Below are 24,061 nucleotides of genomic sequence, written 5' to 3'. Positions count from 1 at the left end.
TCGTCGTTGCTATGCGCCCGGGTTCCGGGGCGGACGAACGCAGGCGGGAGTCGCATGATGGACACGCGGGTGACGGACACGCGGGCAAAGGGGACGGGCGCCGGGAGCGGGCGGTGGCCCGCCACAGCCGTCTTCTTCCTCAACGGGCTCACCCTGTCCACCGCCATCGCCCGGCAGCCCTCGCTGAAGAGCGAGCACCACCTGGCCGACGGCCAGGTCGGGGCGCTCGGGCTGCTCTTCGCCGTCGCGGCCATCGTGTCCATGCAGTTCGTCGGGCCGCTGGTGGCCCGGGTGGGCAGCCGGCCGGTGCTGCGGGTGTCGCTGGTCGTCATGCCGCTGCTGCTGGCGCTGGTCGGCCTGGCCGGCGGTTTCGGCGCGCTCGCCGCCGCGAACACCGCGCTCGGCGCCGTGCACGGGACGACGGACGCCGCCATGAACGCGCACGCCGTCGCCGTCGAGCGGCGCGGGAGGCGGCGGATCCTCAGCGGCTGCCATGCCGCGTGGAGCGTCAGCGCCGTCGTGGCCTCCCTCGCCACCGCCGGGCTGTCGCGGGCCGGTGTCCCGCTCACCGCGCACTTCGTCGGAGCCGCGGTGGTGCTGGTCGTCGGCGGGCTCGTCCTCGGTCCGCTCCTGCTGCCCGCCGCGGCCGACCGCGGGAGCGTTCCGGCGCCGGCGCGGCGCGGGAGCGCACGCGGCACGCGCGGCGCGGGCGGTGGCTGGAGCAGGGCGTTCGTGGCGCTCGGGCTGGCGGGTACGGCCCTGATGGTCTGCGAGGGCGCCGCGCTCGGCTGGGGGCCGATCTTCCTGCACGACAGCCGGGGCGTCTCGCTGGGCCTCGCCGCGACCGCCGTCACGGCGTACGCCGGAGGGCAGACCGCCGTACGCGTGGTCGGTGACCGGCTGGCGACCCGCTACGGCGCCCCGAAGGTCTTCCGCGCCGGCGGGCTCGTCGCGGCGGTCGGGCTCGGCGTGGCGGTGCTGACGGCCGAACCTGCGGCCTCGGTCGCCGGGTTCGCCGTGATGGGAGCCGGGATGTCGGTGCTGCTGCCGCTGGCCTTCAGCGCGGTCGGGCAGGCGCAGGGGATGAGCGCGGCGACCGCCGTGTCGCGCTTCACCACCTTCACCTACGCGGGGGTGCTGCTCGGACCCGCGGCCGTGGGGTGGGCCGCGGAACTTGCCGGGCTGACCCGGACCCTGGCCGCGCTGCTCCCCGTACTCCTCGCCGTCGCCGTACTGACCCGGCTGCCGCGCTCCCTGCCCGTGCCGGAGCCCGCGCCCGCGGAGATGGCCCACCGCTAGACCTGCCGGGCGGCCGTGCCTCACCGGTGACGTCAAGAGGCGGAACCCGGCGATATATCCGTCGCACAACGAAAGATTACTTCAGATCGAGCCGCTGGGCGACGGCGGACTGACGCGTGTTCACGCCAACGTTGTCATTTCCGAGCCGTGACGGACAATCAGCTCATAGTCCATCAAATACTCGGCTGAAGTGGGGGGGGTTGGCGGGAGTTTCGCCGCTTCCGGGCGCGTGTGACGCGGATGACGGCATCACGTTCGACCTTCTGCAGGCCTATTGACGGCCCGACTTTTTCCTTACTACGGTCAAAATCAGATTGACCGGGGACGCACACGAACCGGACGGCGAACCCTCCGCATCAGTCGGCGCCGAATGCGGTGCCGAGGAAGGTACGTGACATGAGGCTCAGATCGACGACCCGCCGACGCCGACGGATCACCGGCATGGCCACCGCCATGGCGGTGGCACTCGGCACCGCGCTGTACGGAGCGGGAGCGGCCGGCGCGGCCGGGACGGCGGCCGCCGCACCGGCACCTTCGCTTCCCTCGCTGGAGTTCGCCAATCCCAACAGCCAGGCGCTCTACGGCACCGCCTACCAGGCGGCGCTGAAGAACCTGCTGCAGACGAACACGATCACCTGGGACCCCGCCGTCTACGACAAGAGCGGGCTGATGGACCAGGACGTCGGCATCGTGCGCGCCGGCGGCGGCTATCCGCAGCCGTGGACCCGCGACGCCTCGGTGAACAGCTGGAACGCCGCGAGCCTGCTCGACCCGGCGCTGGCACGCAACACGCTCTGGTCGGCCGTCGACAAGGACGCGTCCGGCAACCTGCAGCTCCAGCAGGACGACCAGCAGTGGGACCAGGTCATCTGGGTCACCGCCGCGTGGAACCACTACCAGGTCACCGGGGACAAGACCTTCCTGAGCGAGGCCTACACGACCGCCGCGGACACCCTGGCGATCCGCGAGCACGCCGGCACGGCGGGCTATAACTCCACCTACGGCCTGTTCACCGGCGCCTCCTTCTTCAACGACGGCATCGCCGGCTACCCCGCGCCCCCCGCCGACGCCACCGAGTCGGTCAGCACCGGGTCCATGCCGTGGCCCGGCGTCTCGACCGGCATGTTCCTGAGCACGAACGAGGTCTACTACGCCGCCTACACCAACGCCGCCAACATGGCGGCGCGGATCGGCCGCCCCGCCGGGGAGGTCGCCGGGTACCGCGCCAAGGCCGCGGCGCTGAAGTCGGCGATCAACAAGCGCTTCTGGAACCCCGCGACGGGCTCGTACAACTACATGCTGCTCGCCGACGGCACCACCGGCGCGTACCAGGAGGGAACGGGGCTCGCCTTCGCGCTGATCTTCGGCATCGCCAACCCCGCACAGGCCAGGTCGATCCTCGCGCACGCCGACGAGATGACCTGGGGTATGCCTGACACCTACCCCAACTGGTCGCGCTACTCCGACGACCAGCCCGGCCGGCACAACGCCATCGTCTGGCCGGTGGTGCAGGGGCTGTGGGCCAAGGCCCTGGCACAGCAGGGGGCGCAGGAGGGCTTCGCCACGGAGACCGCGCACCTGGCGGCACTGGCCGACGGCAACAGCGGGTTCTGGGAGATCTACAACGGCAACACCGGCGTGGTCGACGGCGGCTACCAGCGCCTGGGCGACACGGTGAAGTTCCACTGGGGCTCGCAGCCCGACCAGACCTGGTCGGCCACCGCCTACCTCAACATGATCGACTCAGGGCTCTTCGGGCTCGGCTTCGGCGACCACGGCCTGACCGTCGCGCCCACCCTCCCCGCGGGCTGGGGCGACGCCACCCTGCGCGGACTGCACTACCGCGACGCCACCTTGACGATCGCGCTGCACGGCGCGGGAACGAAGATCCGCTCGCTCACGCTCGACGGCAGGCGGCTGCACGGTGACACCGTCCCGGCCTCCCTGAAGGGCGAGCACACCATCGAGGTGACCCTGACCGGCGCCGTCGACAAGGACCGCGACGCCGACGGCATCCGCGACTCCCACGACCTGTGCGCCGACACCGCCGGCACCGCCACGCTGCACGGCTGCCCCGACCCCGCCCGCATCGAGGCGGAGGACGCCCTCAACACCGGTGGCGCCAAGACGAACGTGAACCACACCGGCTACAGCGGCCGGGCTTTCATCGACGGCCTGTGGTCCCAGGGCACCGCCTCGTCCTACACCGTGCACCGCACCACGTCCGCCGCCGGGACGGAGAGCCTCACCCTGCGCTACGCCAACGCCAACAGCGACACCCGCACGATGACGCTGTCGGTCGACGGCCGCAAGGTCGGGCAGGTGAACTTCCCCCGGGTGTCCGACAGCTGGGACAGCTGGGGCACGGTGACGGTCGACGGCATCCCCGTCAGCGGCCGCGACCCGGTGGTCACCGTCTCCTACGAGGCCGGTGACAACGGCTCGATCAACCTGGACTGGGCGCAGTTCGGCAGCGGCGGCGCCTGACGCCACCGGCCGGGTCGCGGTGGCAGGTCCCCCGGGTCGCAGGTAGCGGATCCCCGATCGAGAGGAACGAGGCGCCTCGTGTCAGGAAACGGCGGTGAGCCGCTGCCGGGTGGCGGCGACGGCGGCCGCGACGGCGCCTCGTACCTCGGCCTCGGCTCCGAGCTGCCCGGTGATCACCTCGGCGGCCTGCGCGCTGGCCGGCTGGGCGTAGCGGGCGACGGACTCGCGGATGCCGGCGGCGAACGGCTCGCCGGCGGAGCCGAGTTCGCCGCCCAGCACCAGGGCGGCCGGGTTGAGGCAGTTGACCAGGTCGGCGAGAACGCGGCCGACCGTCCGCCCCGCCTCGGTGAGGACGCGGGCGGCGGCGGGGTTGTCGCTCAGCTCGAAGAGCGGGGGGATCGCGCTCTCGTCGAGCGCCGTCTGGTGCGTGGCCAGCACGTGGGCGAGCTGCCGGCGCACCGTGGTGATGGACACCACCGTCTCCAGGCAGCCGCGGCTGCCGCACCGGCACCAGTTCACCGCGTCGGGGATCTGGGTGTGCCCGATCTCCCCGGCGATCCCGGTCGCCCCGCGGTAGGGGCGGCCGCCGATGACGATGCCGGCGCCTATGCCGTGGGAGGCCTTGATGTAGAGGAAGTCCTCGAGACCACGTGCGGCGCCGTACGCCTGCTCGCCGCGCGCGCCCATGTCCGCGTCGTTCCCGATCGTCACCGGATGCCCGAGCCTGCGGGCGAGTTCGGCCGCGGGGGCCAGCCCCACCCAGTCGGACAGGATCGTCGGCGGGCGGACGACCTGGGTGCGGATGTCCAGCGGACCGGGAATGCCGGCGGCGATGCCCAGCACGTCGTCCATGGTGTGCCCGCTGCGCTCGACGCAGCTGCGGGCGAGTTCGGCGGCCACGTCCATCACCGGGCCCGGGCGGTGGTCGACGTCGAGGACGTCGGCGCGCCTCTCGAGCAGCTCGCCGGTGGTGGTGGCCACGGCGGCGGTCACATGGGCGTGCCCGAAGTCGATGCCGACGACCACGCCTTCGTCGTTCACCAGGCTGATGACCGTCGCGCGGCGGCCCCTGCCGGTGGCGCCGCCGGTCCCGGCAGCGGACTCCGCCACCAGGCCGCTCGACCGCAGCGACGCGACGCAGTCGCTGATCGCGCTGGCCGACAGGCCCGTCATCCGGCTCAGGCCGGCCCGGGTCAGGCCGCTGCTGTGCTGCGCGAGTATCGCCAGAACCTGGTCGCGCGTGCGCTTGCGCCGTGCCGAGAGTGATGCCGAGTCGTTGCCGTCCACGCCGGAGAGTCTACGGGTTTCCTGCGGTAGGCGGCCGATGTCTCACATCCTTCGACCGCTGACCGCGCTGGACGCGGATGCCGCGGGTCGATTCAGCAAGAAGACAACGATGTCCAACATCCCTGCCCTGTCTGAGGAGTACGAGTGACCAGTAGCTCGACCAGACGGTTCCGCCGCCGGCGGAATTCTGCGCTGACCGTCGCCGTCGCGTCGGTTCTCTTCCTTTCGCTGGCCGGTGCCTCGAACGCGGCACCGCCTTCCGCCCAGGAGTCCGCCTGCCCCTGGGTCACCTCGTCCGCCCCGGTGGACCAGCGGGTCGACCAGTTGCTGGGCCGGATGACCCTGGACGAGAAGCTGGGCGAACTGCACGGCGACAACAGCAGCGCGTACGCCGGAACCGTGCCGGCCGTCCCGCGGCTGTGCATCCCGAAGCTCACCCTCGACGACTCGCCCGCCGGCGTCGGCCACCAGATGACCGGTGTCACCCAGCTGCCCGCCCCGGTGGCCGACGCCGCGACCTGGGACTCCGACCTGGCCCGGCAGTACGGCCAGGTCGTCGGCAGCGAGCAGTGGGGCAAGGGCAACGACGTCGACCTCGGGCCGACGGTGAACATCGTCCGCGACCCGCGGTGGGGCCGCGCGTTCGAGAGCTACGGCGAGGACCCTTACCTGGCCGGACAGATCGGCTCCGCCGACGTCTCGGGCATCCAGGGCACAGGCGAGATGGCCCAGCTCAAGCACTGGGCCGTCTACAACCAGGAGGCCAACCGCAACAACTCCGCCGACGACGCGATCATCGACCAGCGCGTCGAGCAGGAGATCTACCTCTCGCAGTTCGCGACGGTCGTCAAGCAGGCCAAGCCCGCCTCGCTGATGTGCTCCTACAGCTTCATCAACGGCCAACCCGCCTGCCAGGACCCGTACATCATGAAGCAGGTGCTGCGCGACCAGTGGAGCTACCAGGGCTTCGTCACCTCCGACTGGGGCGCCACCCACTCCACCGTCGCCTCCGCCGACGCCCGGATGAACATGGAGATGCCCGACGGGCACTACTACGGGGCACCGCTGAAGCAGGCCGTCGCGGACGGGCAGGTCTCGCTCGCGACCGTCGACGACCTGGTGCGGCCGATCCTCACCGAGATGTTCAGGTTCCACCTGTTCACCAGTCCGCCGACCGGCGACCCGAGTTCGGTGGTGACCACGCCTGCGCACGTCGCGGTCGCCAGGAAGGTCGCCGAGGACGGCAGCGTGCTGCTGAAGAACGCGGACAACCTGCTGCCGCTGTCCCCGGACGCCGACTCCTCGATCGCGGTGATCGGGCGCGGCGCGGGCAGCGGCGCGCTCACCGCGGGCGGCGGCTCGGCCGCCGTCACCGCCGACTCGATCGTCACCCCCTACCAGGGGATCACGGCGCGGGCCGGCAAGCACACCACCGTCCGGTACGCCGCCGGTGACAGCCCCTACGGCGGGCTGCCCACGGTGCCGTCCTCGGCCCTCACCCCCAGCACGGGGACCGGCGCGGGCCTGACCGGCACCTACTACAGGGGCATGACGCTGTCCGGCGACCCGATCACCACCGCGAACACCGGTGAGGTGGACTTCAACTGGAACGGGAGCCCCCCGGCGCCCTCGGTGCCGCCGAGCCAGTGGTCCGCGAAGTACACCGGCACGATCACCCCGCCGGCCACCGGCACGTACACCTTCTCGGTGACCAGTGACGACGGCAGCCGGCTCCTCGTCGACGGCAAGCGGATCATCGACAACTGGCGGGACCAGGGCGGCACCACACAGACCGGTACGGTCGAGCTGACCGCCGGGCAGCCGGTGAGCATCGAGGTCGACTACTACCAGGACGGCGGCGGTTCGCTGCTCAACCTGGGCTGGCAGCCGCCGGGCGGCCCGAGCAGCCCGCTCCAGGCGGCCGTGGACCTGGCCAAGTCCTCGGACGTGGCAGTGGTCTTCGCCGGCGACTTCGAGGCCGAGGGCAGCGACCTGCCCGACATCGACCTCCCGGCCGACCAGGACGCGCTGATCAAGGCGGTCGCCGCGGTCAACCCGCACACCGTCGTCGTGCTGAACACCGGCTCCGCGGTCACCATGCCGTGGCTGGACTCGGTGAAGGGCGTGTTCGAGGCCTGGTACCCGGGCCAGGAGGACGGCAACGCGATCGCGTCGCTGCTGTTCGGCGACGTGAACCCCTCCGGCAAGCTCCCGGTGACCTTCCCCAAGAGCCTGCAGGACGTACCGGCCTCGACACCGGCCCAGTGGCCGGGCGCGGACGGCAAGGTGCAGTACTCCGAGGGCCTGGACGTCGGCTACCGCTGGTACGACGCGAAGGACATCGACCCGCTGTTCGCGTTCGGGTACGGCCTGTCCTACACCTCGTTCCACTTCGGCCGTCTCAAGGTCTCCGCGCCCACCACGACCTCGCTCGGCACCGTGAAGGCCAGCGTGGACATCACCAACACCGGGCTCAGGGCCGGCTCCGACGTCGTACAGCTCTACGTCAGCGACCCCGCGGTGACGGGCGAACCGCCCGCGCAGCTCAAGGCGTTCCAGAAGGTCGCCCTCGCACCGGGGCAGACCCGCAAGGTCACCTTCGACGTGCCCGCCTCCGACTTCAGGACCTGGAACGAGACCACCCAGAACTGGCAGGTCGCCGACGGCGGTTACGGCCTCAGGGTCGGCGACTCCTCGCAGAACCTGCCCGCCGTGGGCTCGGTGCGGGTCGTGCGCTCCTACGACTCGCAGGGCGTCACGATGACGGCCCCGTCCATCATGCCGGCCCAACCGGTCGCGGTGACGGGCACGTTCGTCAACAACGCCGACGTTCCCGTCCGGAACGTCCGCGTCACCCCGGGCGTGCCGGCCGGATGGACCGTCAGCCCGAACGTGGTCCGGCTGCCGAAGGCCGCCGCGCACAGCACCGCCAAGCTGTCGTTCACCGTGACCCCGCCGGCGACCGCCGCACCCGGGTCGCGCCACCTCACCCTCGACGCAGCCTTCGACGAGGAGAAGGTCGGCCACGCGAAGGTCACCCAGGCCGTCCGCAACGTCACCACCCCGTACACCAGCTGGTCCAGCGCCTTCAACAACACCGGCGTCAGCGACGACTCGGCCCCGCAGTCGGCGGACTTCGACGGCTCCGGCTACAGCTTCTCGGCGCAGCAGCTCGCCTCGGTGGGCATCAGCCCCGGCCGGCCCGTCACCGCGGGCCCTGCCACCTTCACCTGGCCGGACGTGCCGTCCGGGCAGCCCGACAACGTCGCCACCCAGGGGCAGGTGATCAGCCTGTCCGGCAGCGGCACCCGGCTCGACCTGCTCGGTGCGGGAGCCCCGGGCACCCAGAGCGGTGACGTCACCCTCACCTACACCGACGGCAGCACCTCGACGTCGAGGGTCACGCTGGCCGACTGGTGGGCCAACTCACCGGCGGACACCGACACCCTGGTCGCCACCGCGGCCGACTGGAACCAGCCGCCGACGGGTTCAGGACCCCACAAGGTGAGCCTGTACGCCACATCCGTGCCCGTCACCGCGGGCAAGACGGTCGCCTACCTCAGCCTCCCGAGCCTTCCGGGCATGCACCTGTTCGACGCCGCCATCCACTAGGGCACGCCGCACACCGGGCGGGCCGCGCATCGTCGCGGCCCGCCCCCGGCGTCGGGATACGGGCACACTGGTCGGCATGCCCGTATCGCTGCACCACATCGTCATCGACGCCCACGACCTGCCCGCCCTGGCCCGGTTCTGGTCCCAGGTGCTGGGCTGGCGCATCCTGTCCGAGCGAGAGCGCGAGGTCGTGATCGGCCCGGACGAGACCGCGCCGGTGGGCATCTGCTTCATGCCGGTGACGGATCGCAAGGTCGTCAAGAACCGTCTGCACCTCGACCTGACGTCCACCCCGCACGACCGGGACGCCGAGATCGAGCGCATCCTCGCCCTCGGCGCCCGCCGGGCGGACGTCGGCCAGAGCGGCGGCGAGTCGTGGACGGTGCTCGCCGACCCGGAGGGGAACGAGTTCTGCGTCGTCCGCCCGAAGAAGACCCTCGTCGACTAGGAACCGTACGGCCTGTCACCGAGCCCGCCCGGGGGTGCCGGGCGGGCTCGGAGGCGGGTCGTACGGGTCAGCCGACGATGGCGACCGGACCGTCCCAGGCGTCGCGGTCCACCGTGATGGTGTACCCCTGACGGGTCTCCTTGCTGTTGACCGTGTACTGGTGGCCACGGCTGTGGTCGGTGTACAGGCCGGCGGCCCACGGCCAGTCCGTGGTCGTGGTGGCCTTGCCGTCGTACAGGGCGTACCAGAGGTTGCCCGGCAGGTCCGTCCTGTTCGTCGCGGTCGCGATCGCCTTGGCGCTGGACGTCGCGAAGCCGTAGTAGCCGGCCCGGTAGGTCTTGGCGCGCAGCGCCTTGGTGAAGGACCGCACGTACGTCAGCACGGCGTTGTTGCACGACGTGTTCGTGATGGCGTACGACTCCATGTCGAGGTAGATCGCGGAGCCGGCCTTCATCTTCAGCGCCGCGGCCTTGGCGACCGCGTCATTGCCGTCGCTCGTGCCGAGCGCGGCAGCCGTCGCCGCGGTGATCACCTCCTTGCTGGCGCCGGTCTGGCACGGCGGCTGCGCGCCGACGTAGATCGGGACGAGCTTCCACCCCGACGCGTTGACCGACGTCACCCAGGACGCCGTGAGGTTGGCCTGCGTGCAACCCCGGTTCTTGCCGCCGATGTAGACGGCGGCGCCGCCGTAGTAGCCGTCGGCCTTCCACGCCTTCATCGCCGAGAGCGACGGCGCCGAGCAGGCGTCGAAGGCCCGCCCGGTGAAGGTCTTCTGTGCGGGCCAGGTGGTCGCGGCCATGGACGTCTGCGCCATGACCACACCCCCTGCCACGACCGCCGCGCCTGCGGTGCTCCAGGCGATGTAGCGGCCCTTTCTGGACAGTCTGTGCTTGGACAATCCCCACCCTCACTCGTTCGATCAGCAGCTCTGCGCCGCTGACGTTTGTTCAGGCCCAGCCGAGCCGAGTGCAGATCGTACGGGCGCCGGGTTTCCTATCGGCGGCCGGGGTGTGGCCGCCGCACGAAGCGCCGCTGCAGGCCGCGTCACCGCAGCAGAGCGCCCCGATCGGTGAGATGACCGTCTCGTCGACCGGACACTCCCACACCGCGGCACCGCCGCGCGCCGCCGCGCTCATCGGATGGCTGTCCGGATGCGGAGGGCACGGTGGCCAGTTGGTCGGCGCCTGCCCCCACAACTCCTCGATCGCCCACTCCTGGACCTGGTCGGCCATCGCGGCCACGCGCTCGAACCCGGGCGCCAGACGCGACACGTACACCCCCCTACCGCTGCCGTCGGGACTCCGCAGCATCGCCGACGCCGAGTCCGGGTCGCCCGTCCAGTCGTCGTCCTCGATACGCGGCGGGGCCACCCCCGCACCCCGGAGATCGCGGAGGACCGGCTCCATCGCCTGCTGCAGCACCTCGTCCACGGACAGGGAGCGTAGCCCGGCCGGGCTCCCGGTGCGCGGGCCGCCCCGCGTCTCCGGGCCTCGATGACGGTTCTGGGCTTCGCCGGGCGCCGGATCGATCCGCACGCTCGCCTTCGAGCCTTCGAGCCTTCGAGCCCGCGCACCGGGAGCCCGCCCGCGCACCAGGGAACCCCCTGGACCACACCCTGGTGCCGCAGCTGCTCTTCGTGCCCCCGGCGGACGACCCGTTTGCGTTATCCCGCACGCGGTGTCCCGGTCTCCCTTACGGAAGCAGCAGCCGCCGGAGCAGACAGGAGTGCTCGCCGTGCCAGGAAGCCGGATGTCCCGCCACCGTGGGCAGCGCAGACGCGGGAGGGCTGCCGCGGTGGCCGCCGCCACCGTCCTCGTCACCTGCCTGGCCGTGGTGGCAGCCGTCCTGCTGGCCCGCAGCGGCTCGACCTCCCCGGCAGCGGAGCGTCGGTCGCCCTCCTCCCCCGCTGCCTCCGCCGTCACCACCACGTTCCGCCCCTCCCCCTCGCCGCCGCCGGCATCGCCGACGAAGTCGCCCGCGCCTTCGGTCACGCCCACCCCGCGTCCGTCGCCCACCGCCCGACCCACGTCCAAGCCCACCCCCACCGGCACCGCCACCGCCCCGGGTAAGCGGACGATCACGCTGGTCAACCGTCTCTCCCAGACCATCTGGCCGGCCATCGCCGCGGACCCCGCGCACCCCGTCGAAGCCACCGGCTGGGTCCTGAAGCCCGGCGCGAGCCTGAGCTTCCGCATCCCCGACCACTGGGACGTCAGAATCTGGGCACGCACCGGCTGCTCCTTCGACGCGGCGGGCAACGGCCACTGCCTGACCGGAGACTGCGGGCACTTCCAGTGCGGCTCCACCTGGGGCGAGTTCCCCTCCACCCTCGGCGAGTTCAACCTCAACGCCTGGAACGGCATGGACTTCTACGACGTGAGCCTGGTCGAGGGCAACAACCTGCCGATGTGGATCAACAGTTACGGCGGGTCGTCCAAGGACCGGATCGACGCCAAGGGCTGTTCCGCCGCGGGCTGCACGCGAGACGCCAACGCCACCTGCCCCGCCAAGCTCCAGCGGATCCGCAACGGCCACGTCGTGGCGTGCCTGAGCGCGTGCCTGGTGTTCAGGTCCGACCGGACCTGCTGCACCGGCGCCTACGCCGCCCGCCCCGCATGCGTACCCTCCTCCTGGCCGGTCGACTCCGCCGCCGTCTTCAAGAGGGCCGAGCCCTTCGCCTACTCCTACGTCAACGACGACGCGACCAGCGTCCTGACCTGCTCAGGAGAGTGCGGCTACCGCGTCACCTGGGGAGTGAGCCCATAGCGCCGGCGGATGAGGGCGACCGGCCGGAGCACGCCGAGGTCCAGCGGCTTGTCGCGATCATCCAGGAACGGGAGGCGGCCCGCGAGCCCCTCGGCCCGGAGTGGCCCGCCCTCCGGGAGGTCATAGCGTCACAACTCGTACCCGACCGGCAGACCGCCCTGGACGCACTCCAGAAACCGGACTCGGTCAGCGACGGCATGCCCGGCGCCCCGCGAACCTGGCCCCGACCTGCTCGAAGGCGGCCTCGAACCCCGGCTATTCCCTGAGGATGCGGCCGGCGGCCGCGACCAGGTCGTCGGTGGCGGTGATGGCGTGCTCGCGCATCGCGGCCAGAGCGTCCAGGTCTGCGGCACCGCGCATGTCGAAGGCGCCCCGGACGGCTCGGCGGGCGACCGGTTCGAGATCGGGTTCGAGGATGGAGACGGCGACCAGGGGGGCGGTGACGGCGGAACGGGTGACGTGGCTGGCGGCCCGGGCGGTGTCGTGGTCGTGCTCCGCCGCGCCGGCCAGGCGCAGTTGCTCGCGATGCCACATGGCGCGGCGGTGGTCGCCTATCGCGGCGACCAGCGAGCCGAGCGCGGCACGCAGGTCGGCCGCGCGGCGTTCGGCGCGGTCGTCGCGGCGGGCGGCACGGGACTGGCGGGACTGCAGGAGCGCGGTCAGCAGCCCGCCGAGCAGGGTGCCGGCCACCGCGACGATGGTGTCGCCCACCGGCTACTCCCCACCGTCGCGGGCGTCGTCGCCCTTGATGTGCCGGGCACGGTCGTCGGGCGCGCTGATGAATGGGTGAAGGTCCACCGGGGTGACGCTACCGAGCCGAGCCGCGCTGGATCAGGCCCGGGCCGAACTGGCCTCGCCCGCAGGCCCGGACGGGCATGCGGGGGTCAAGAGGCCGCGGGTCCCAGCCGGGTGAGGGTGTCGAGGAGGCGGGGCGGGCTGGCGAGGACTTCCGGGGGGAGGGAGACGTAGAGCTGGATGGTGGTGACGCCCGGGCGGTGGTAGCGGCGGATGCGCTCGCGGCACTCCTCGGGCGAGCCGTTGACGAAGAGGGCGTCCACCACCTCGTCGGGCAGCGCGCGTTGGGCGCCGGCCACGTCGCCGGCCGCCCACCGCTCGTGGGCCGGGCCGAGCAACTCGCCATGGCCGAGCCACTCGTGGAAGCGGCGGTAGGGCTCGCGGTTGAGGATCCACGCGAGGAACGGGCGGGCCGTGCGGCGGGCGAAGTCGGTGTCCTCGGTCGGGCAGACGAAGACCTTGACGACGAGCTCCTTGCCGGGCGGCTGCGGCCCGACGGCGTCCAGGACGGCGGGGACGTCCTCGGGGAAGAGCAGGTTGGTGATCGCGCCGTCCCCTTCGGTGAAGCCGAGCCGCAGCATGCCGGGGCGCAGCGCGCCGAGGATCACCTTGACGGGGTCGGACGGCGGGTGGGGCAGCTGGTAGCCGGTGATCGAGAAGGTGTCGAAGTCGCCGGAGACGTACTCGCCGCGCAGCGCGCGGGTGACGAAGCGCAGCACGTCGCGGGTGCGCTTGTACGGCTCGTCGAAGGGGATGCCGTTGATGTCCGTGACGTGGGCGGGCACCGACGCGCCCAGCCCCAGCAGCAGCCTGCCGGGGGCGAGTTGGGCCAGGGTGGCGGCGGTCTGGGCGAGGACGGCGGGACCCCGGGTCTGCACGGGGACGATACCGGTGGCGATCCGCACGTCCTGCGACCAGGCGGCGGCCGCGGCCAGCGGGGTGAAGGCGTCGGTACCGCCGCCTTCCGCGGTCCACACGTCGGTGTAGCCGAGGTCGGGCAGCCGCTCGACGACGAAGCGGTGCCGGTCGAGGGGCAGCCCCGGCAGCGGCAGGGTGACGCCCCAGCGGGGGGCGGGGGCGCCGGGCGCCGGGTGGGTCGGGGAGGTCATGGCATGCCGTTCTGTGGAATGTAGGGGGCGGTTCGGCCGGGCGCTGAGGCCCGGCGCTGAGACCCGGCGCTGAGACCCGGCGCTGAGACCCGGCGCTGAGACCCGGCGGCTGGGGGCGGCGGCTACTTGCCGACCCACACCGAGGTGAGGTCGACGAACCAGGACTGCGGCTGGACGAAGCCGTGCACGTCGGGCGCGAGAGCCCGCGGGTTGCGGTCGTTGACGACGAACAGCCAGGGCGCGTCGCGCGTCACCCGGTCCAGCGCCTGCCGGTAGTCGCGCTGCCGTACGGCCGGGTCGACGGACGCGGACGCCTCCTTGATCAGCCCGTCCACCGCCGGGTCGGAGTAGTGGCCGGTCCAGAAGGGGCTGCCGGTGCCGAGAAAGAGCGGCAGCAGCGACTCGGACTGGAAGAGCGTGGTGGACTGGGCCAGCGCCTGGGAGCCGAGCGGGACCTGTCCCTTGGCCTCGCTGCTGAGCAGCGAGGACCAGTCGGTGGTGCGGATGGCGGCCTTGATGCCCACGGCGGCGAGGTCGCGCTGGACGGCCTCGGCGATCGGCACCGGCAGCAGGTTGCCCGAGCCGGCGGTCGGCACGGTCACCGTGGTGGAGAAGCCGTGGGGGTACCCGGCCTCCGCGAGCAGCCTTCTGGCCTTCGCGGGGTCGTAGGAGTAGACGTCGCCGTGCGGGTCGTGGGCGAGGGTGCCGGGCGGGGCGGCCTGGTAGGCGGGACCCGCCGTGCCGCCGAGCAGGTCGCCGGCGATGGCCTTGCGGTCGATGGCGTAGTTGGCGGCCTGCCGTACCTGCGGCTTGCTCCAGGGCGCGGTGGACTGGTCGAGGATCCAGTACCAGAGGTGGTCGTAGCTGTTGGTCGCGATACGGGCGCCGGCGGACCTGAGCCTGGGGAGGTCGTCGGGGTTGGGGTAGTCGATCAGGCCGGCGCCGCCGGACAGCAGCGCGGCGGAGCGGGCCGCCGGATCGGGCAGCGCCTTGACGACGAGCCGGTCGAGCTTGGGGGCGCCGCGCCAGTAGCGGGGGTTGGCGGCCATGTCGATCTCCTGGCCCGCGGCCTGCGACACGAAGGAGAACGGCCCGGTGCCCACCGGGTGGTTGCGGAATCCGTCCGGGCCGTACCGGCGCACGGCGGCCGGGCTCGCGATCAGCAGGTGGGTGAGGTCGTCGGTGAAGTGGCCGTTGGCGGTGGTCGTCACGAGCTGGACGCGGCCGTCGCCCAGTGTGCGATAGCTCGCGATGTCGCTGCCGTACTCCTGGGCGGCGGCGCCGAGTGCGGCGGTGTAGTGGGGGCTGCCCTTCTTCAGGTAGCGGTCCAGGTTGAAGACGACCGCGGCGGCGTCGAAGGGCGTGCCGTCCTGGAAGGTCACGCCCTTGCGCAGGGTGAAGGTCCACGTCTTCCCGTCCTCGGCCACCTGCCAGGAGGTGGCCAGGGCCGGGGCGACGGGCGCGGGGGCGTCGGCCTTGGACAGGTCGTAGCGGGTCAGGCCCTCGTATATCTGGAAGCCGACCAGGGCGGTGCCCTCGTACCCGGCGCCGCCGAGGATGGTGTCGGGGTTGGGCAGCGACCCGGTGGCGCCGACCACCAGGGTGCCGCCGCGGCCGGTGTGCGCGGCGCGGGCGCCGTCGGAGCCGCCGCCGCAGCCGGTCGCGGCCGTGAGCAGCAGCGCGCACGACGCGGCGACGGCTCCGGCGCGGATACGGCGGCGGGCGGGTCTGGGGCTGGGCATGGCGGTTCTCCTCGGGAGTGGGCGGCGTGCGGGCGCACGCCGGGTGGTACGGGGTCAGGTGGTGGGCGTGGTGCCGGCGTTGTGCGCCGCAGCGAGCAGTGCCCGGGTGTACGGGTGGCGGGGCGCGTCCCACAGCTCGCCGGTGGCGCCCTCCTCGACGACCCGGCCCTGGCGCAGCACCGTCACGCGGTCGGCCAGTTCGCGGACGACGGCGAGGTCGTGGGAGATGAACAGGAAGCCCAGGCCGCTCTCCGCCTGCAGCCCGACCAGCAGGTCGAGCACCTGCGTCTGCGTCCTGCGGTCCAGGGCGCTGGTCGGTTCGTCGCAGACCAGCAGCCGCGGCCGGGTGGCCAGAGCGCGGGCGACGGCGATCCGCTGGAGCTGGCCGCCGGACAGCTCGCGCGGGTATCGGCGGGCCAGCGCGGGGTCGAGCCCGACCTGGCAGAAGAGCGCGGCGACCGCGTCCCGCCGCTCCCGGCGCGGCGTCCCGTGTGCGGCGAGGGCGAGCGCGACCGCGGTGCCTGCACGCAGCGCGGGGTTGAGCGAACGGCCGGGGTGCTGCGGGACGAACTGCAGTCCGGCCCGGACCGCCCGTCCCGAACGGCCGCGCAGCCGGTACGGGTCGTGGCCGTCGAAGCGGACCGTGCCGCCGTCCGGGGCGAGCAGGCCCAGCGCCAGCCGGGCCAGCGTGGACTTGCCGGAGCCGGACTCCCCCACCAGGCCCGTCGTACGGCCGGGCGGTACGCGGAGGGTGACGCGGTCCAGGGCCAGGACGCCGGGCCGGTAGCGCTTGCCGACCTCCTCCAGGGCGAGCAGCGGCTCGGCGTCGGTGCGGGCCGCGGAGGCGGTCGGCCGCGGTGCGGTCGTCGGATCGGACGTCGGATCGGACGTCGGATCGGTGATCGGCTCGGTCATCTGCGCTCGCTCGGCCGGGCGGTGACGAGCCCGACGGTCAGGGGGTGTTCGGGGCGGCTGAGCACCGTGTCCACGGGACCCGTCTCGACGATCCGGCCGCCGCTCATCACGGCGACGGCGCCGCCGGTCCTGCGGGCGGCCCACAGGTCGTCCGTGACCAGCAGCAGCGCCACCCCGAGATCGGCGCGCAGCGCCGCGAACAGGTCGAGGACCTGCGCGCGCACGAGTGCGTCGAGCGCGGTGGTGGGTTCGTCGGCGACCAGCAACTCGGGGCCGCAGCACACCGCGAGGGCGATCGCGGCCCGCTGCCGCTGGCCGCCGGACAGCTCGTGCGGGTAGCTGCGGGCGGCGCGGCCGGGCTCGCTGATCCCGGCGCGCTCCAGCAGCCCGGGGACGGCGGTGCGGGCCGCCGCGCGGCCGTCCGCCACCCGGTGGCTGAGCAGCACCTCGGCGATCTGCGCGCCGATCCTGCGCAACGGGTCGAGGGAGCCGGCGGGATCCTGCGGGACGTACCCGACGCGCCGGCCGCGTATCGGGCGCAGGGCGCGTTCGTCCAGCGCCAGCAGGTCCTGCCCGGCGAGTTCGACACGACCGGTGACGCGGGCGGCGCGGCCGGAGAGCCGCAGCACCGCCCGGGCGAGGGTGGTCTTGCCGCTGCCGGACTCGCCCAGCAGGACGAGGGCGCCGCCGGGCTCCAGGGTGAGCGAGACCCCATCCACTGCCCGGGTCGGCGGGTTCCCGCGGCCGGCATGGTCGACCGTCAGATCGCGGACGGCGAGCGCCGGCACCCCCGTCACCGGGTCACCTCCGCGAGTTCCCCGCCGGCGCGGCGGCGCAGCGCCTCGCCGAGGCAGTTGAAGAGCACGGAGACGGCGAGGATGACCAGCGCGGGCAGCATCGCGATGCCCGGGTGGGTCAGCAGGCTCGGCCACGACTCCTGGAGCATCGCGCCCCATTCGGCGTGCGGCGGGGTGACGCCGAGGCCGAGGAAGGACAGGCCGGCCGCGTAGACGATGGACAGGCCCACCAGGGACGAGCAGTAGACCAGCACGACAGGCGCGATGACCGGCAGGACCTGCCGTACGGCGACCGCGAGCCGCCCGGCGCCGCTCACCCGGGCGGCCTCCAGGTATTCGGCGGTGCGGATGCGGCGTACTTCGGTGTGGACGACCCGGGTCACCGCGGGCGTCAGCACCACCGACAGCGAGATGACGACGGCGCCGAGACCGGTGTGCAGCACGGTCGCGACCGCGAGGGCCATCAGGATGCCGGGGAAGGCGTAGAGGACGTCGAGGGTGCGCAGCAGCGCCTGCTCGGTGACGCGTCCGCCGAGACCCGCGGTGACGCCCGCGGCGGTGCCGAGGACCGCGGCGACGCCGACCGGTGCGAATCCGCCGATCAGCGAGGGCCGGGCGCCCCACAGCAGCCGGCTGAGCATGTCCCGGCCCTGCCCGTCGGTGCCCAGCAGGTGCCCGGGGCTGCCGGCCGCGAGCAGGCGGTCACGCAGGCTGCCGTCGAGCGGGCCGTGCGTGGCGAGCAGCGGGGCGGCGAGCGCCGCGGCGAGCAGCAGCACGCCGAGCGCGGCCGGCACCAGCAGCCCGGCGCCGGGCCGCGGCCTGCGGGGCGCGGCGGGCGGTTCTGCCAGGTCGGCGGCGGCTGTGCCAGGAAGGTGTGTCATCTGCTGCTCCGTACCCGGGGGTCGACGGCGGCGTGGGCGGTGTCGACCAGGATGTTGACGCCGACGAAGAAGACCGCGGTGAGCAGGACGCCGCCTTCGACGAGGGGCAGGTCGCGGGCGGTCAGCGCGTTGTAGAGCAGCTGTCCCAGGCCCGGCCAGGAGAACAGGGTCTCCACGAAGACCACGCCTTCCAGGAGGTAGGCCAGTTGCAGGCCGCCGATGGTCAGCAGCGCGGGAGAGGCGTTGTGCAGGCAGTGCCGCAGCACGGCGGTGCGGCTCAGGCCGCGGGCGCGCAGCGCGTCGGGCAGCTCGCTCGCCAGGACCGAGCCGAGAGCGGCCCTGAACACCCGGGCGGTCAGGCCGAGCGGCACCAGCGCCGAGGCGACCGCGGGCAGGACGAGGTGGCGCGGCACGTCGAAGGGGCCGCCGCCGAAGGGGGTGTGGGTGCCGCCGGACGGCAGCAGGTGCCAGTGCACGGCGAAGACGGCGATCAGCAGCAGCGCCACCGAATACTGCGGCGCCGACAACGACAGCGTGCTCAGGGCGCCGGACAGCCGGTCGGTCAGCCCGCGCGGGCGCAGCGCCCCGATCGCGCCGAGCACCGTGCCGCCGGTGATCACCAGCGCGAACGCGGCGCCGGCCAGCAGCAGCGTCTGCCCGCAGGCCGGCAGCAGCAGCTGCGTCACCGGGCGCTGGGCGGAGATCGACGCGCCCAGGTCGCCGTGCAGGGCGTGCCACAGCCAGTCGCCGTAGCGCTCGGGCAGCGGCCGGTCCAGGCCCAGCCGCCCGGCGAGTTCGTGGCGGGCGGCCGGCGAGGCGCCAGGACCGAGGAAGGCCAGCACCGGGTCGCCGGGCACCAGGGCGACGGTGGCGAAGACCACTGCGGTGACGCCGAAGAGTGTCGGCACCGCCAGCAGCAGCCGTTTGAGCACGAACCGTCTCATCGCGGCGCGTCCGGTGCGGCGGGCGGGGCGGGGGCGGGCATGGCGGGTCCTTCCGGGAACGGCGGGGCGGGTGGCGGCGTGAGGTGGTCGCGGCGCCCGGGGCACAGGGGCGGGGGCCGGCGCCTGGACGGCGCGGGCTGCGGTCAGCGACAGCGGCAACAGGTGCGGCAGGTGCGGCACAGCTCGCGGCGGGAGGCGTACGCGGAGGGCCGCGGCGTGCGGTGCGGCCGGGCCGCCGGGCGGCTCCCGTCTGCTGTCCGCATGGCGATCCCCTCGAACACGTACGTCGCGCCGGGGGCTTCCGGCCGCTGGGGACAGCCTGCCGCCGGGCCGGGGCGGCAGCCAGGGAGGCGTTGATACGGTGAGTTCCGGTCATAGGATCGACCTCGGGCGGTGCACTGTTGTTCCCGGGAGGCGGGCGCGCGCGTACAGTTGCTCACGGTGCTGGACCATTACGGTGACCGCGCCCGCGCCGGTCGTTCGCCTCGCCGACCGCCTCAGCCCTCGCCCCGCACCCGCCCGCCCCGGCCCGCATCCGCCCGCGCTCAGCCGCGCGGGGCCGCCGATCGAGGAGTACCCGCGATGTCCGCGCCGCCCGCAGCCCCCCTCACCTCGGCAAACCAGGAGCTGGGCGCGTTCTTGCGCGCTCACCGGGAAGCGCTCAAGCCCGCCGACCTGGGCCTGAGTTCGACCGCGCGGCGGCGTACCCCCGGTCTGCGGCGCGAGGAGGTGGCGTCGCTGTCAGGGGTGGGGCTGGCCTGGTACACCTGGCTGGAGCAGGGCCGGGTGGCCGCCTCGCGGCAGGTGCTGGAGTCGGTGGCGCGTGCGCTGCGGCTGGACCCGGCCGCGGTACGGCACACGATGCGGCTCGCGGGCTTCCACGAACCGGCCGGCCCGGCAGGGCAGGAGGCGATCGGTGGGCTCGGCCCCGCGGTGCAGCCGGTGCTCGACTCGTGGCCGGTCAGCCCGGCGGTGCTGGTGGACCGGCACTTCGACCTGCTGGCCTGGAACGCGCCCTGGCGGGTGCTGCTGGGGGCGCCGGAGTCGGTGCCGGCGGAGCGGCGCAACCTCATGTGGCTGCTGGTCGCCGACCCGCGGGCGCGCGCGGTGCTCGGGGCGGACTGGGAGCCGCTGGCGATGAACGTCTTCCAGCACTTCCGCGCGCAGGCCGGGCGGGCGCTGTCGGACACCAGGACCGCCGAGGTCCACCGGCTGCTGGGCGAGGACACGCCGCAGCTCGCCCACTGGTGGGGGTGCCGCTCGGTGGCGGACCTGACGGCCCGTACGGTCACCGCGCGGCTGCCCGGGTCCGGGCCGCTCCGGCTCTCGCTGACCTCGTTCCACCCGGTGGACGACGCGTCGGCGCTGGTGCTGCTCTTCACTCCCTGCGAGGCCGAGGACGGTGCGCGGATGGCGGAACTCGTCGCCGCGGCGGCGGACGGCACGACGGCGGGATGACCACCGCCGCCCGCCGGAACGTCCGCACCCGGCGGGGCGGAGTACCCCCGTCCGACGCCGTCGGTGCGCTCTCATCCGCGGCGCCCGCCCGCGAACTCCTCGACCATCGCGGCGACCGACGCGGGGTCCTCCAGGGGCAGGGCGTGGCCGGCGCCCGGCACCACCCGGGTCTGGGAGTCCGGTAGCCATGACGCCAGTTGGGCGGCGCGCGCCCGGTAGGCCGTACCGAGCCGCTCCCCCTCGCCGCCCACGGCCAGCAGCACCGGGGCGGTGACGGCAGCCGCCTGCGTACGCCCGAAGTCCCAGGCGCGCAGTGCGGGTCCCTCGACGGTGAAGAAGTACCGGCTGCCCGCAACGGCCTCCCGCAGCCCGTCCGCACCGAGTTCGCGCACGAACACCTCGCGGAAGCCCGGGCCGCCCACACCGCCGAGGAAGACGTCGAAGGCCCGCTCGTAGTCCCCCTCGGCCGCCGCCTCGACGGCGTGCGGCATGGCCGGATGCTTCGGCTCGTCGGGCGCGTAGGGGAAGGCGGCGTCCAGGAGGACGAGCGTGGCCGCCATGTCGGGCCGGGTGCTCGCGAGTTGGAGGGCGACGGCGGCGCCGGAGGAGTGGCCCACGAGGTGGGCGCGCCGCACGCCCGCGTCCTCCAGCACCCGTGCCGCGTGGTCGGCGTGCGCCGCCACCGAGGCACCGCCCGCAAGGTCCTCGCTCCCGCCGTATCCGGCGCGGCGCACGTTCAGGACGCGGTGGCCGGCGGCGAGGCGGCGGCCCGCCGGGGTGAACCAGTCCGCGGTGAACGACCCGTGCAGCAGCAGTACCGCGTCGCCCTCGCCTTCGTCCGTGTACGCGATCCGCGCGTCGCCGACGTCCAGCCTCTTCATCACGTCTCCCTCGTGCGCTCCCGGCCGGCGTCTCAGGCCGGGAGCGGGCTCAGTGCCTGCTGGACGGCCGCGGCGAGGGCGGCGCCGACAGCGGCGGAACCCTTGGCGTTGGGGTGCAGGGGCGCAGCCGGGGACGCGGGCACGAATCCTTCGATGTACCGGTCGGCGGGGGCGGCGCAGATGTCGTGGCCGGCGGTGGGGGGTGTGGCGCTGACGAAGGTGTCACCGTGCGCGCCGGTGGTCTGCCGGACGGCCGTGGCGAGGTGGTCGATCTTGCTCTGCAGGTAGGTGGCGTCCCTGCCCCAGACGGGCTGGACGGGGAAGCAGCCACCGGCGCGGATGTAGCTGCCTCCGCTCACGACGAACACCTGCGCGTGCGGCGCCCGCTGGTGGATCGCGTCCAGCACGGCTGCGAACTTCGGCACCCACGCGTCGATCCTCGCGTCGATGGCGTCGGTGCCGCCTTGGGTGTTCCTGTCGGCGCAACTGGCCCCCAGGGGCTCGGGGAGAGGGTTGGTGCAGCCCAGCGCCGCGGTGAACAGACCGGTGTCGTTGCCGCCGATGGTGAGGCTGACGATGTCGGTGTCGGGCCTGAGCGCCGCGTACTGGGCGGGAGTGCCGACAGCCTGGGGGGCGCTGAGGTCCTCGACGGTCGCGCCGGCGCAACTGACGTCGGTGAGCGCGGCGCCCAGGGCCTTGGCCGCGGTGTGCGGGTAGTCGGCCAAGGAGCGCAGGCAGGCGGGGTTGCCGGGGTCGGCGGGAGGGACGAGGGGCGCGGAGGCGAAGGAGTCGCCCAGTGCCACGTAGGTCACCGGGTCGCTCGCCGCCGAAGCGGAGGGAAGGACGAGGAACAGTGCGCCGAGCGTGAGGGCAGTGGCCAGGGTCGTACGCACGCCGTGCTTCACGATGAATCTCCGATCAGTCCTGCACGTGTTGGTATGCCCGCCCCGTAGCCTCGCCCCGTTCCAGGGCGCCGGTGTCCGGCGATGCCGGCATTCCCGGGACGGTCGGGTTTCTGGGTGAGTTCCTACCGTTGTTTCCGCGGTACGGGGGGTGTCCGTCGGGGGTGTCACGCACGAAGCCCGGATTGCCCGAGCGGTTGTCACCGATCTGGGGGATCGGAGCGGCGGGATGCCGACGGCGCGGTTCTGGACGGGGGCCTGAGGTCAGGCCCTCCCGAGGGTGTCGGGCGGGCTCGCGTACTGCCGTCGTGTCGAGGCGATTTGCCAGTTTTGGCCGATACCGTGAGGGCCGGACAGATGCGGGGGGACCCTGCCGCCGTTCCCGGGCCGGCTCCGGTACCGCCGGCGGCAGCGTTCCACCGCGGGCGCACAGCCCGCCGCGTCCTGGTTGGAAGGAGAGCCGCTCGATGCGGATCCAGGTCATCACCGTGGGTACGACCGGCTCGGTCGCCCCCTACACCGGCCTCGCCCACCGGCTCATGGCCGAGGGCCACGAGGTCGAACTCGTCACCCACGCCAAGTTCGCGAAGACGGCGGGATGCTGCGGCCTGAGCATGCGACCGCTGGAGGCCGATCCCTTCGCAGCGCTCCTCGGCGCCCGCGCCTCCCTCGACGCCGCCGGCCGGCGGGTGGACGCGTTCCGCACGCTCCGTGCCGTCGGCTCATTCGTCCGGTCCGCCGAACAAGGCATGCTGTCCCTGGCCGACAGCATCCTCGCCGCGGTGGACCCGAAGGCCGACCTCCTGCTGCTGTCGAGCATCGCGGCCCCCATCGGCTCGGTCATCGCGCGGTACCACGGCATCGCGAGCATGGGCGTCTTCCTGCAACCCGACGTGCCCACGGCTGAGTTCTCCCACTGCACGCTGGCCCCACGCCACGAAGGGCGCGGCAACATCGTCCGCGCGCGGGCGGCGAACGCCCTGATGGACACCGTGTACCGCACTGCGAACCGGGAGTTGCACGCCCGCCTCGGGCTCACCCACCGCAGCGGCCACCGGCTGCGCGGCGACCGGGAGCGCAGCCGGTGGCCGATCTGGCACGGCTACAGCCCCTGGGTCGTACCGCACCCGGCGGACTGGCGGCCCGGCCTGCACGAGGCGGGATACTGGTGGCCCCACGAGTGTCCGAACTGGCAACCACCCGCGCTGGTGGCGGACTTCCTGGCAGCCGGACCGGCCCCGGTGCTCATCGGCTTCGGCAGCATGATGCCCGGCGACCCGCAGCAGCTCGGCGAGTCCGCGGCCCAGGCCCTGCGGCGGGCCGGGCTGCGGGGGATCATCCAGTCCGGCTGGGCCGGGCTCTCCGTGGTCGACGACGACGTCATCACCGTCGACGCCCTTCCGCACGGCTGGCTGATGCCGCGCACGGCCGCAGTGGTCCACCACGGGGGCGCAGGCACCACCGCGGCCGGCCTGCGGGCCGGGGTACCTGCCGTACCGGTCCCCGTCATGACCGACCAGCCCTGGTGGGCCGCCCGCCTCGTAGACCTCGGTGTCGCCGCCGAAGCGATCCCCTACGCGGAACTGACGTCGGCACGACTGGCCGACGCACTCACCCGGGCGACCCGGGACCCCGAACTGGGCCGCCGCGCCGCAGCGGCGGCCGGGCGGCTGGCCCAGGAGGACGGGGCCGGAGCGGTCGCCCGCGCCGTCGCCGAGATCGCCTGATCACTTCGCCG

At 73.4% G+C, this 24,061-nt stretch carries 19 protein-coding genes; 7 read left to right on the top strand and 12 right to left on the bottom strand.

What is annotated here, in order from left to right; all coding sequences use genetic code 11:
- Positions 1-69: 69 nt before the first annotated feature.
- The gene (locus tag NFU81_RS01350) at positions 70-1,299 is read left to right on the top strand and encodes an MFS transporter (protein ID WP_251483902.1); all 1,230 of its coding nucleotides are present in this window, start codon (positions 70-72) and stop codon (positions 1,297-1,299) included.
- A 396-nt stretch (positions 1,300-1,695) separates the two neighbouring features.
- On the top strand, positions 1,696-3,786 hold the full coding sequence (locus tag NFU81_RS01345; protein ID WP_251483900.1) for an MGH1-like glycoside hydrolase domain-containing protein: 2,091 nt from the start codon (positions 1,696-1,698) through the stop codon (positions 3,784-3,786).
- A gap of 81 nt (positions 3,787-3,867) precedes the next feature.
- Here NFU81_RS01345 and NFU81_RS01340 read toward each other — a convergent pair whose 3' ends face one another.
- Positions 3,868-5,073 carry an ROK family protein gene (locus tag NFU81_RS01340; protein WP_251483899.1) on the bottom strand — a complete coding sequence of 402 codons (1,206 nt, stop codon included), beginning with the start codon at positions 5,071-5,073 and terminating at the stop codon, positions 3,868-3,870.
- A gap of 144 nt (positions 5,074-5,217) precedes the next feature.
- On the opposite strand from NFU81_RS01340, the gene NFU81_RS01335 reads away from it, so the two are divergent.
- Both NFU81_RS01335 and NFU81_RS01330 read left to right on the top strand, forming a co-directional pair.
- Positions 5,218-8,685 carry a glycoside hydrolase family 3 C-terminal domain-containing protein gene (locus NFU81_RS01335; RefSeq protein WP_251483898.1) on the top strand — a complete coding sequence of 1,156 codons (3,468 nt, stop codon included), beginning with the start codon at positions 5,218-5,220 and terminating at the stop codon, positions 8,683-8,685.
- Between the two features lie 76 nt (positions 8,686-8,761).
- Positions 8,762-9,133 carry a VOC family protein gene (locus tag NFU81_RS01330; RefSeq protein WP_251483897.1) on the top strand — a complete coding sequence of 124 codons (372 nt, stop codon included), beginning with the start codon at positions 8,762-8,764 and terminating at the stop codon, positions 9,131-9,133.
- Positions 9,134-9,200: 67 nt separating this feature from the next.
- On the opposite strand, the gene NFU81_RS01325 is transcribed toward NFU81_RS01330, so the two are convergent.
- A complete protein-coding gene (locus tag NFU81_RS01325; RefSeq protein ID WP_251483896.1) occupies positions 9,201-10,031 on the bottom strand; it encodes a glycoside hydrolase domain-containing protein in 831 nt (276 codons plus the stop codon).
- Positions 10,032-10,080: 49 nt separating this feature from the next.
- Positions 10,081-10,563 carry a hypothetical protein gene (locus NFU81_RS01320; protein WP_251483895.1) on the bottom strand — a complete coding sequence of 161 codons (483 nt, stop codon included), beginning with the start codon at positions 10,561-10,563 and terminating at the stop codon, positions 10,081-10,083.
- 319 nt (positions 10,564-10,882) lie between these two features.
- On the opposite strand from NFU81_RS01320, the gene NFU81_RS01315 reads away from it, so the two are divergent.
- Complete coding sequence (locus tag NFU81_RS01315) at positions 10,883-11,899, top strand: thaumatin family protein (protein ID WP_274037433.1); 1,017 nt, start codon at positions 10,883-10,885, stop codon at positions 11,897-11,899.
- Between the two features lie 255 nt (positions 11,900-12,154).
- Here the strand turns inward: NFU81_RS01315 and NFU81_RS01310 are convergent, their stop codons facing one another.
- The 7 genes from NFU81_RS01310 to NFU81_RS01280 form a co-directional block, all read right to left on the bottom strand.
- Positions 12,155-12,610 carry a protein kilB gene (locus tag NFU81_RS01310; protein WP_251483893.1) on the bottom strand — a complete coding sequence of 152 codons (456 nt, stop codon included), beginning with the start codon at positions 12,608-12,610 and terminating at the stop codon, positions 12,155-12,157.
- A 173-nt stretch (positions 12,611-12,783) separates the two neighbouring features.
- Positions 12,784-13,803, bottom strand: coding sequence for an LLM class F420-dependent oxidoreductase (locus NFU81_RS01305; RefSeq protein WP_251483891.1), 1,020 nt, complete (start codon positions 13,801-13,803; stop codon positions 12,784-12,786).
- Positions 13,804-13,925: 122 nt separating this feature from the next.
- Positions 13,926-15,545 (bottom strand): ABC transporter substrate-binding protein, encoded by a 1,620-nt coding sequence (locus NFU81_RS01300; RefSeq protein WP_251483889.1) that lies wholly within the window; start codon positions 15,543-15,545, stop codon positions 13,926-13,928.
- A gap of 54 nt (positions 15,546-15,599) precedes the next feature.
- Positions 15,600-16,460 carry an ABC transporter ATP-binding protein gene (locus NFU81_RS01295; RefSeq protein WP_251483887.1) on the bottom strand — a complete coding sequence of 287 codons (861 nt, stop codon included), beginning with the start codon at positions 16,458-16,460 and terminating at the stop codon, positions 15,600-15,602.
- Entirely contained in the window at positions 16,457-17,257 is an 801-nt protein-coding gene (locus tag NFU81_RS01290; protein ID WP_251483886.1) for an ABC transporter ATP-binding protein, read from the bottom strand. Before NFU81_RS01290 ends, NFU81_RS01295 begins: the two co-directional genes overlap by 4 nt.
- Positions 17,254-18,138, bottom strand: coding sequence for an ABC transporter permease (locus tag NFU81_RS01285; RefSeq protein ID WP_251483883.1), 885 nt, complete (start codon positions 18,136-18,138; stop codon positions 17,254-17,256). Before NFU81_RS01285 ends, NFU81_RS01290 begins: the two co-directional genes overlap by 4 nt.
- Positions 18,135-19,082, bottom strand: coding sequence for an ABC transporter permease (locus tag NFU81_RS01280; protein WP_251483880.1), 948 nt, complete (start codon positions 19,080-19,082; stop codon positions 18,135-18,137). Before NFU81_RS01280 ends, NFU81_RS01285 begins: the two co-directional genes overlap by 4 nt.
- A gap of 582 nt (positions 19,083-19,664) precedes the next feature.
- Between NFU81_RS01280 and NFU81_RS01275 the strand changes: the two genes are divergently transcribed.
- Positions 19,665-20,540, top strand: a complete 876-nt coding sequence (locus NFU81_RS01275) for a helix-turn-helix transcriptional regulator (RefSeq protein WP_251483877.1) — start codon at positions 19,665-19,667, stop codon at positions 20,538-20,540.
- Positions 20,541-20,611: 71 nt separating this feature from the next.
- Here the strand turns inward: NFU81_RS01275 and NFU81_RS01270 are convergent, their stop codons facing one another.
- Together NFU81_RS01270 and NFU81_RS01265 are read right to left on the bottom strand one after the other, a co-directional pair.
- Positions 20,612-21,421 carry an alpha/beta fold hydrolase gene (locus tag NFU81_RS01270; RefSeq protein WP_251483876.1) on the bottom strand — a complete coding sequence of 270 codons (810 nt, stop codon included), beginning with the start codon at positions 21,419-21,421 and terminating at the stop codon, positions 20,612-20,614.
- Positions 21,422-21,453: 32 nt separating this feature from the next.
- Positions 21,454-22,326, bottom strand: a complete 873-nt coding sequence (locus NFU81_RS01265; RefSeq protein ID WP_251483873.1) for an SGNH/GDSL hydrolase family protein — start codon at positions 22,324-22,326, stop codon at positions 21,454-21,456.
- 464 nt (positions 22,327-22,790) lie between these two features.
- Here NFU81_RS01265 and NFU81_RS01260 point away from each other — a divergent pair, with 464 nt between their 5' ends.
- On the top strand, positions 22,791-24,050 hold the full coding sequence (locus tag NFU81_RS01260; protein WP_251483870.1) for a glycosyltransferase: 1,260 nt from the start codon (positions 22,791-22,793) through the stop codon (positions 24,048-24,050).
- The last annotated feature ends 11 nt before the right edge of the window (positions 24,051-24,061 follow it).

Source organism: Actinacidiphila cocklensis, from assembly GCF_907177275.1.
Lineage (GTDB): Bacteria > Actinomycetota > Actinomycetes > Streptomycetales > Streptomycetaceae > Actinacidiphila > Actinacidiphila cocklensis.
The sequence above is the reverse complement of the archived record's forward strand: the minus strand, read 5'-3'. Positions and strand labels throughout refer to the sequence as shown.

Bases quoted from the DNA above. Each gene is read 5' to 3' on its own strand.
- NFU81_RS01345 (WP_251483900.1), top strand. From the start codon at position 1,696: ATGAGGCTCAGATCGACGACCCGCCGACGCCGACGGATCACCGGCATG.
- NFU81_RS01330 (WP_251483897.1), top strand. From the start codon at position 8,762: ATGCCCGTATCGCTGCACCACATCGTCATCGACGCCCACGACCTGCCC.
- NFU81_RS01315 (WP_274037433.1), top strand. From the start codon at position 10,883: ATGTCCCGCCACCGTGGGCAGCGCAGACGCGGGAGGGCTGCCGCGGTG.
- NFU81_RS01305 (WP_251483891.1), bottom strand. From the start codon at position 13,803: ATGACCTCCCCGACCCACCCGGCGCCCGGCGCCCCCGCCCCCCGCTGG.
- NFU81_RS01300 (WP_251483889.1), bottom strand. From the start codon at position 15,545: ATGCCCAGCCCCAGACCCGCCCGCCGCCGTATCCGCGCCGGAGCCGTC.
- NFU81_RS01295 (WP_251483887.1), bottom strand. From the start codon at position 16,460: ATGACCGAGCCGATCACCGATCCGACGTCCGATCCGACGTCCGATCCG.
- NFU81_RS01285 (WP_251483883.1), bottom strand. From the start codon at position 18,138: ATGACACACCTTCCTGGCACAGCCGCCGCCGACCTGGCAGAACCGCCC.
- NFU81_RS01280 (WP_251483880.1), bottom strand. From the start codon at position 19,082: ATGAGACGGTTCGTGCTCAAACGGCTGCTGCTGGCGGTGCCGACACTC.
- NFU81_RS01275 (WP_251483877.1), top strand. From the start codon at position 19,665: ATGTCCGCGCCGCCCGCAGCCCCCCTCACCTCGGCAAACCAGGAGCTG.
- NFU81_RS01270 (WP_251483876.1), bottom strand. From the start codon at position 21,421: ATGAAGAGGCTGGACGTCGGCGACGCGCGGATCGCGTACACGGACGAA.
- NFU81_RS01260 (WP_251483870.1), top strand. From the start codon at position 22,791: ATGCGGATCCAGGTCATCACCGTGGGTACGACCGGCTCGGTCGCCCCC.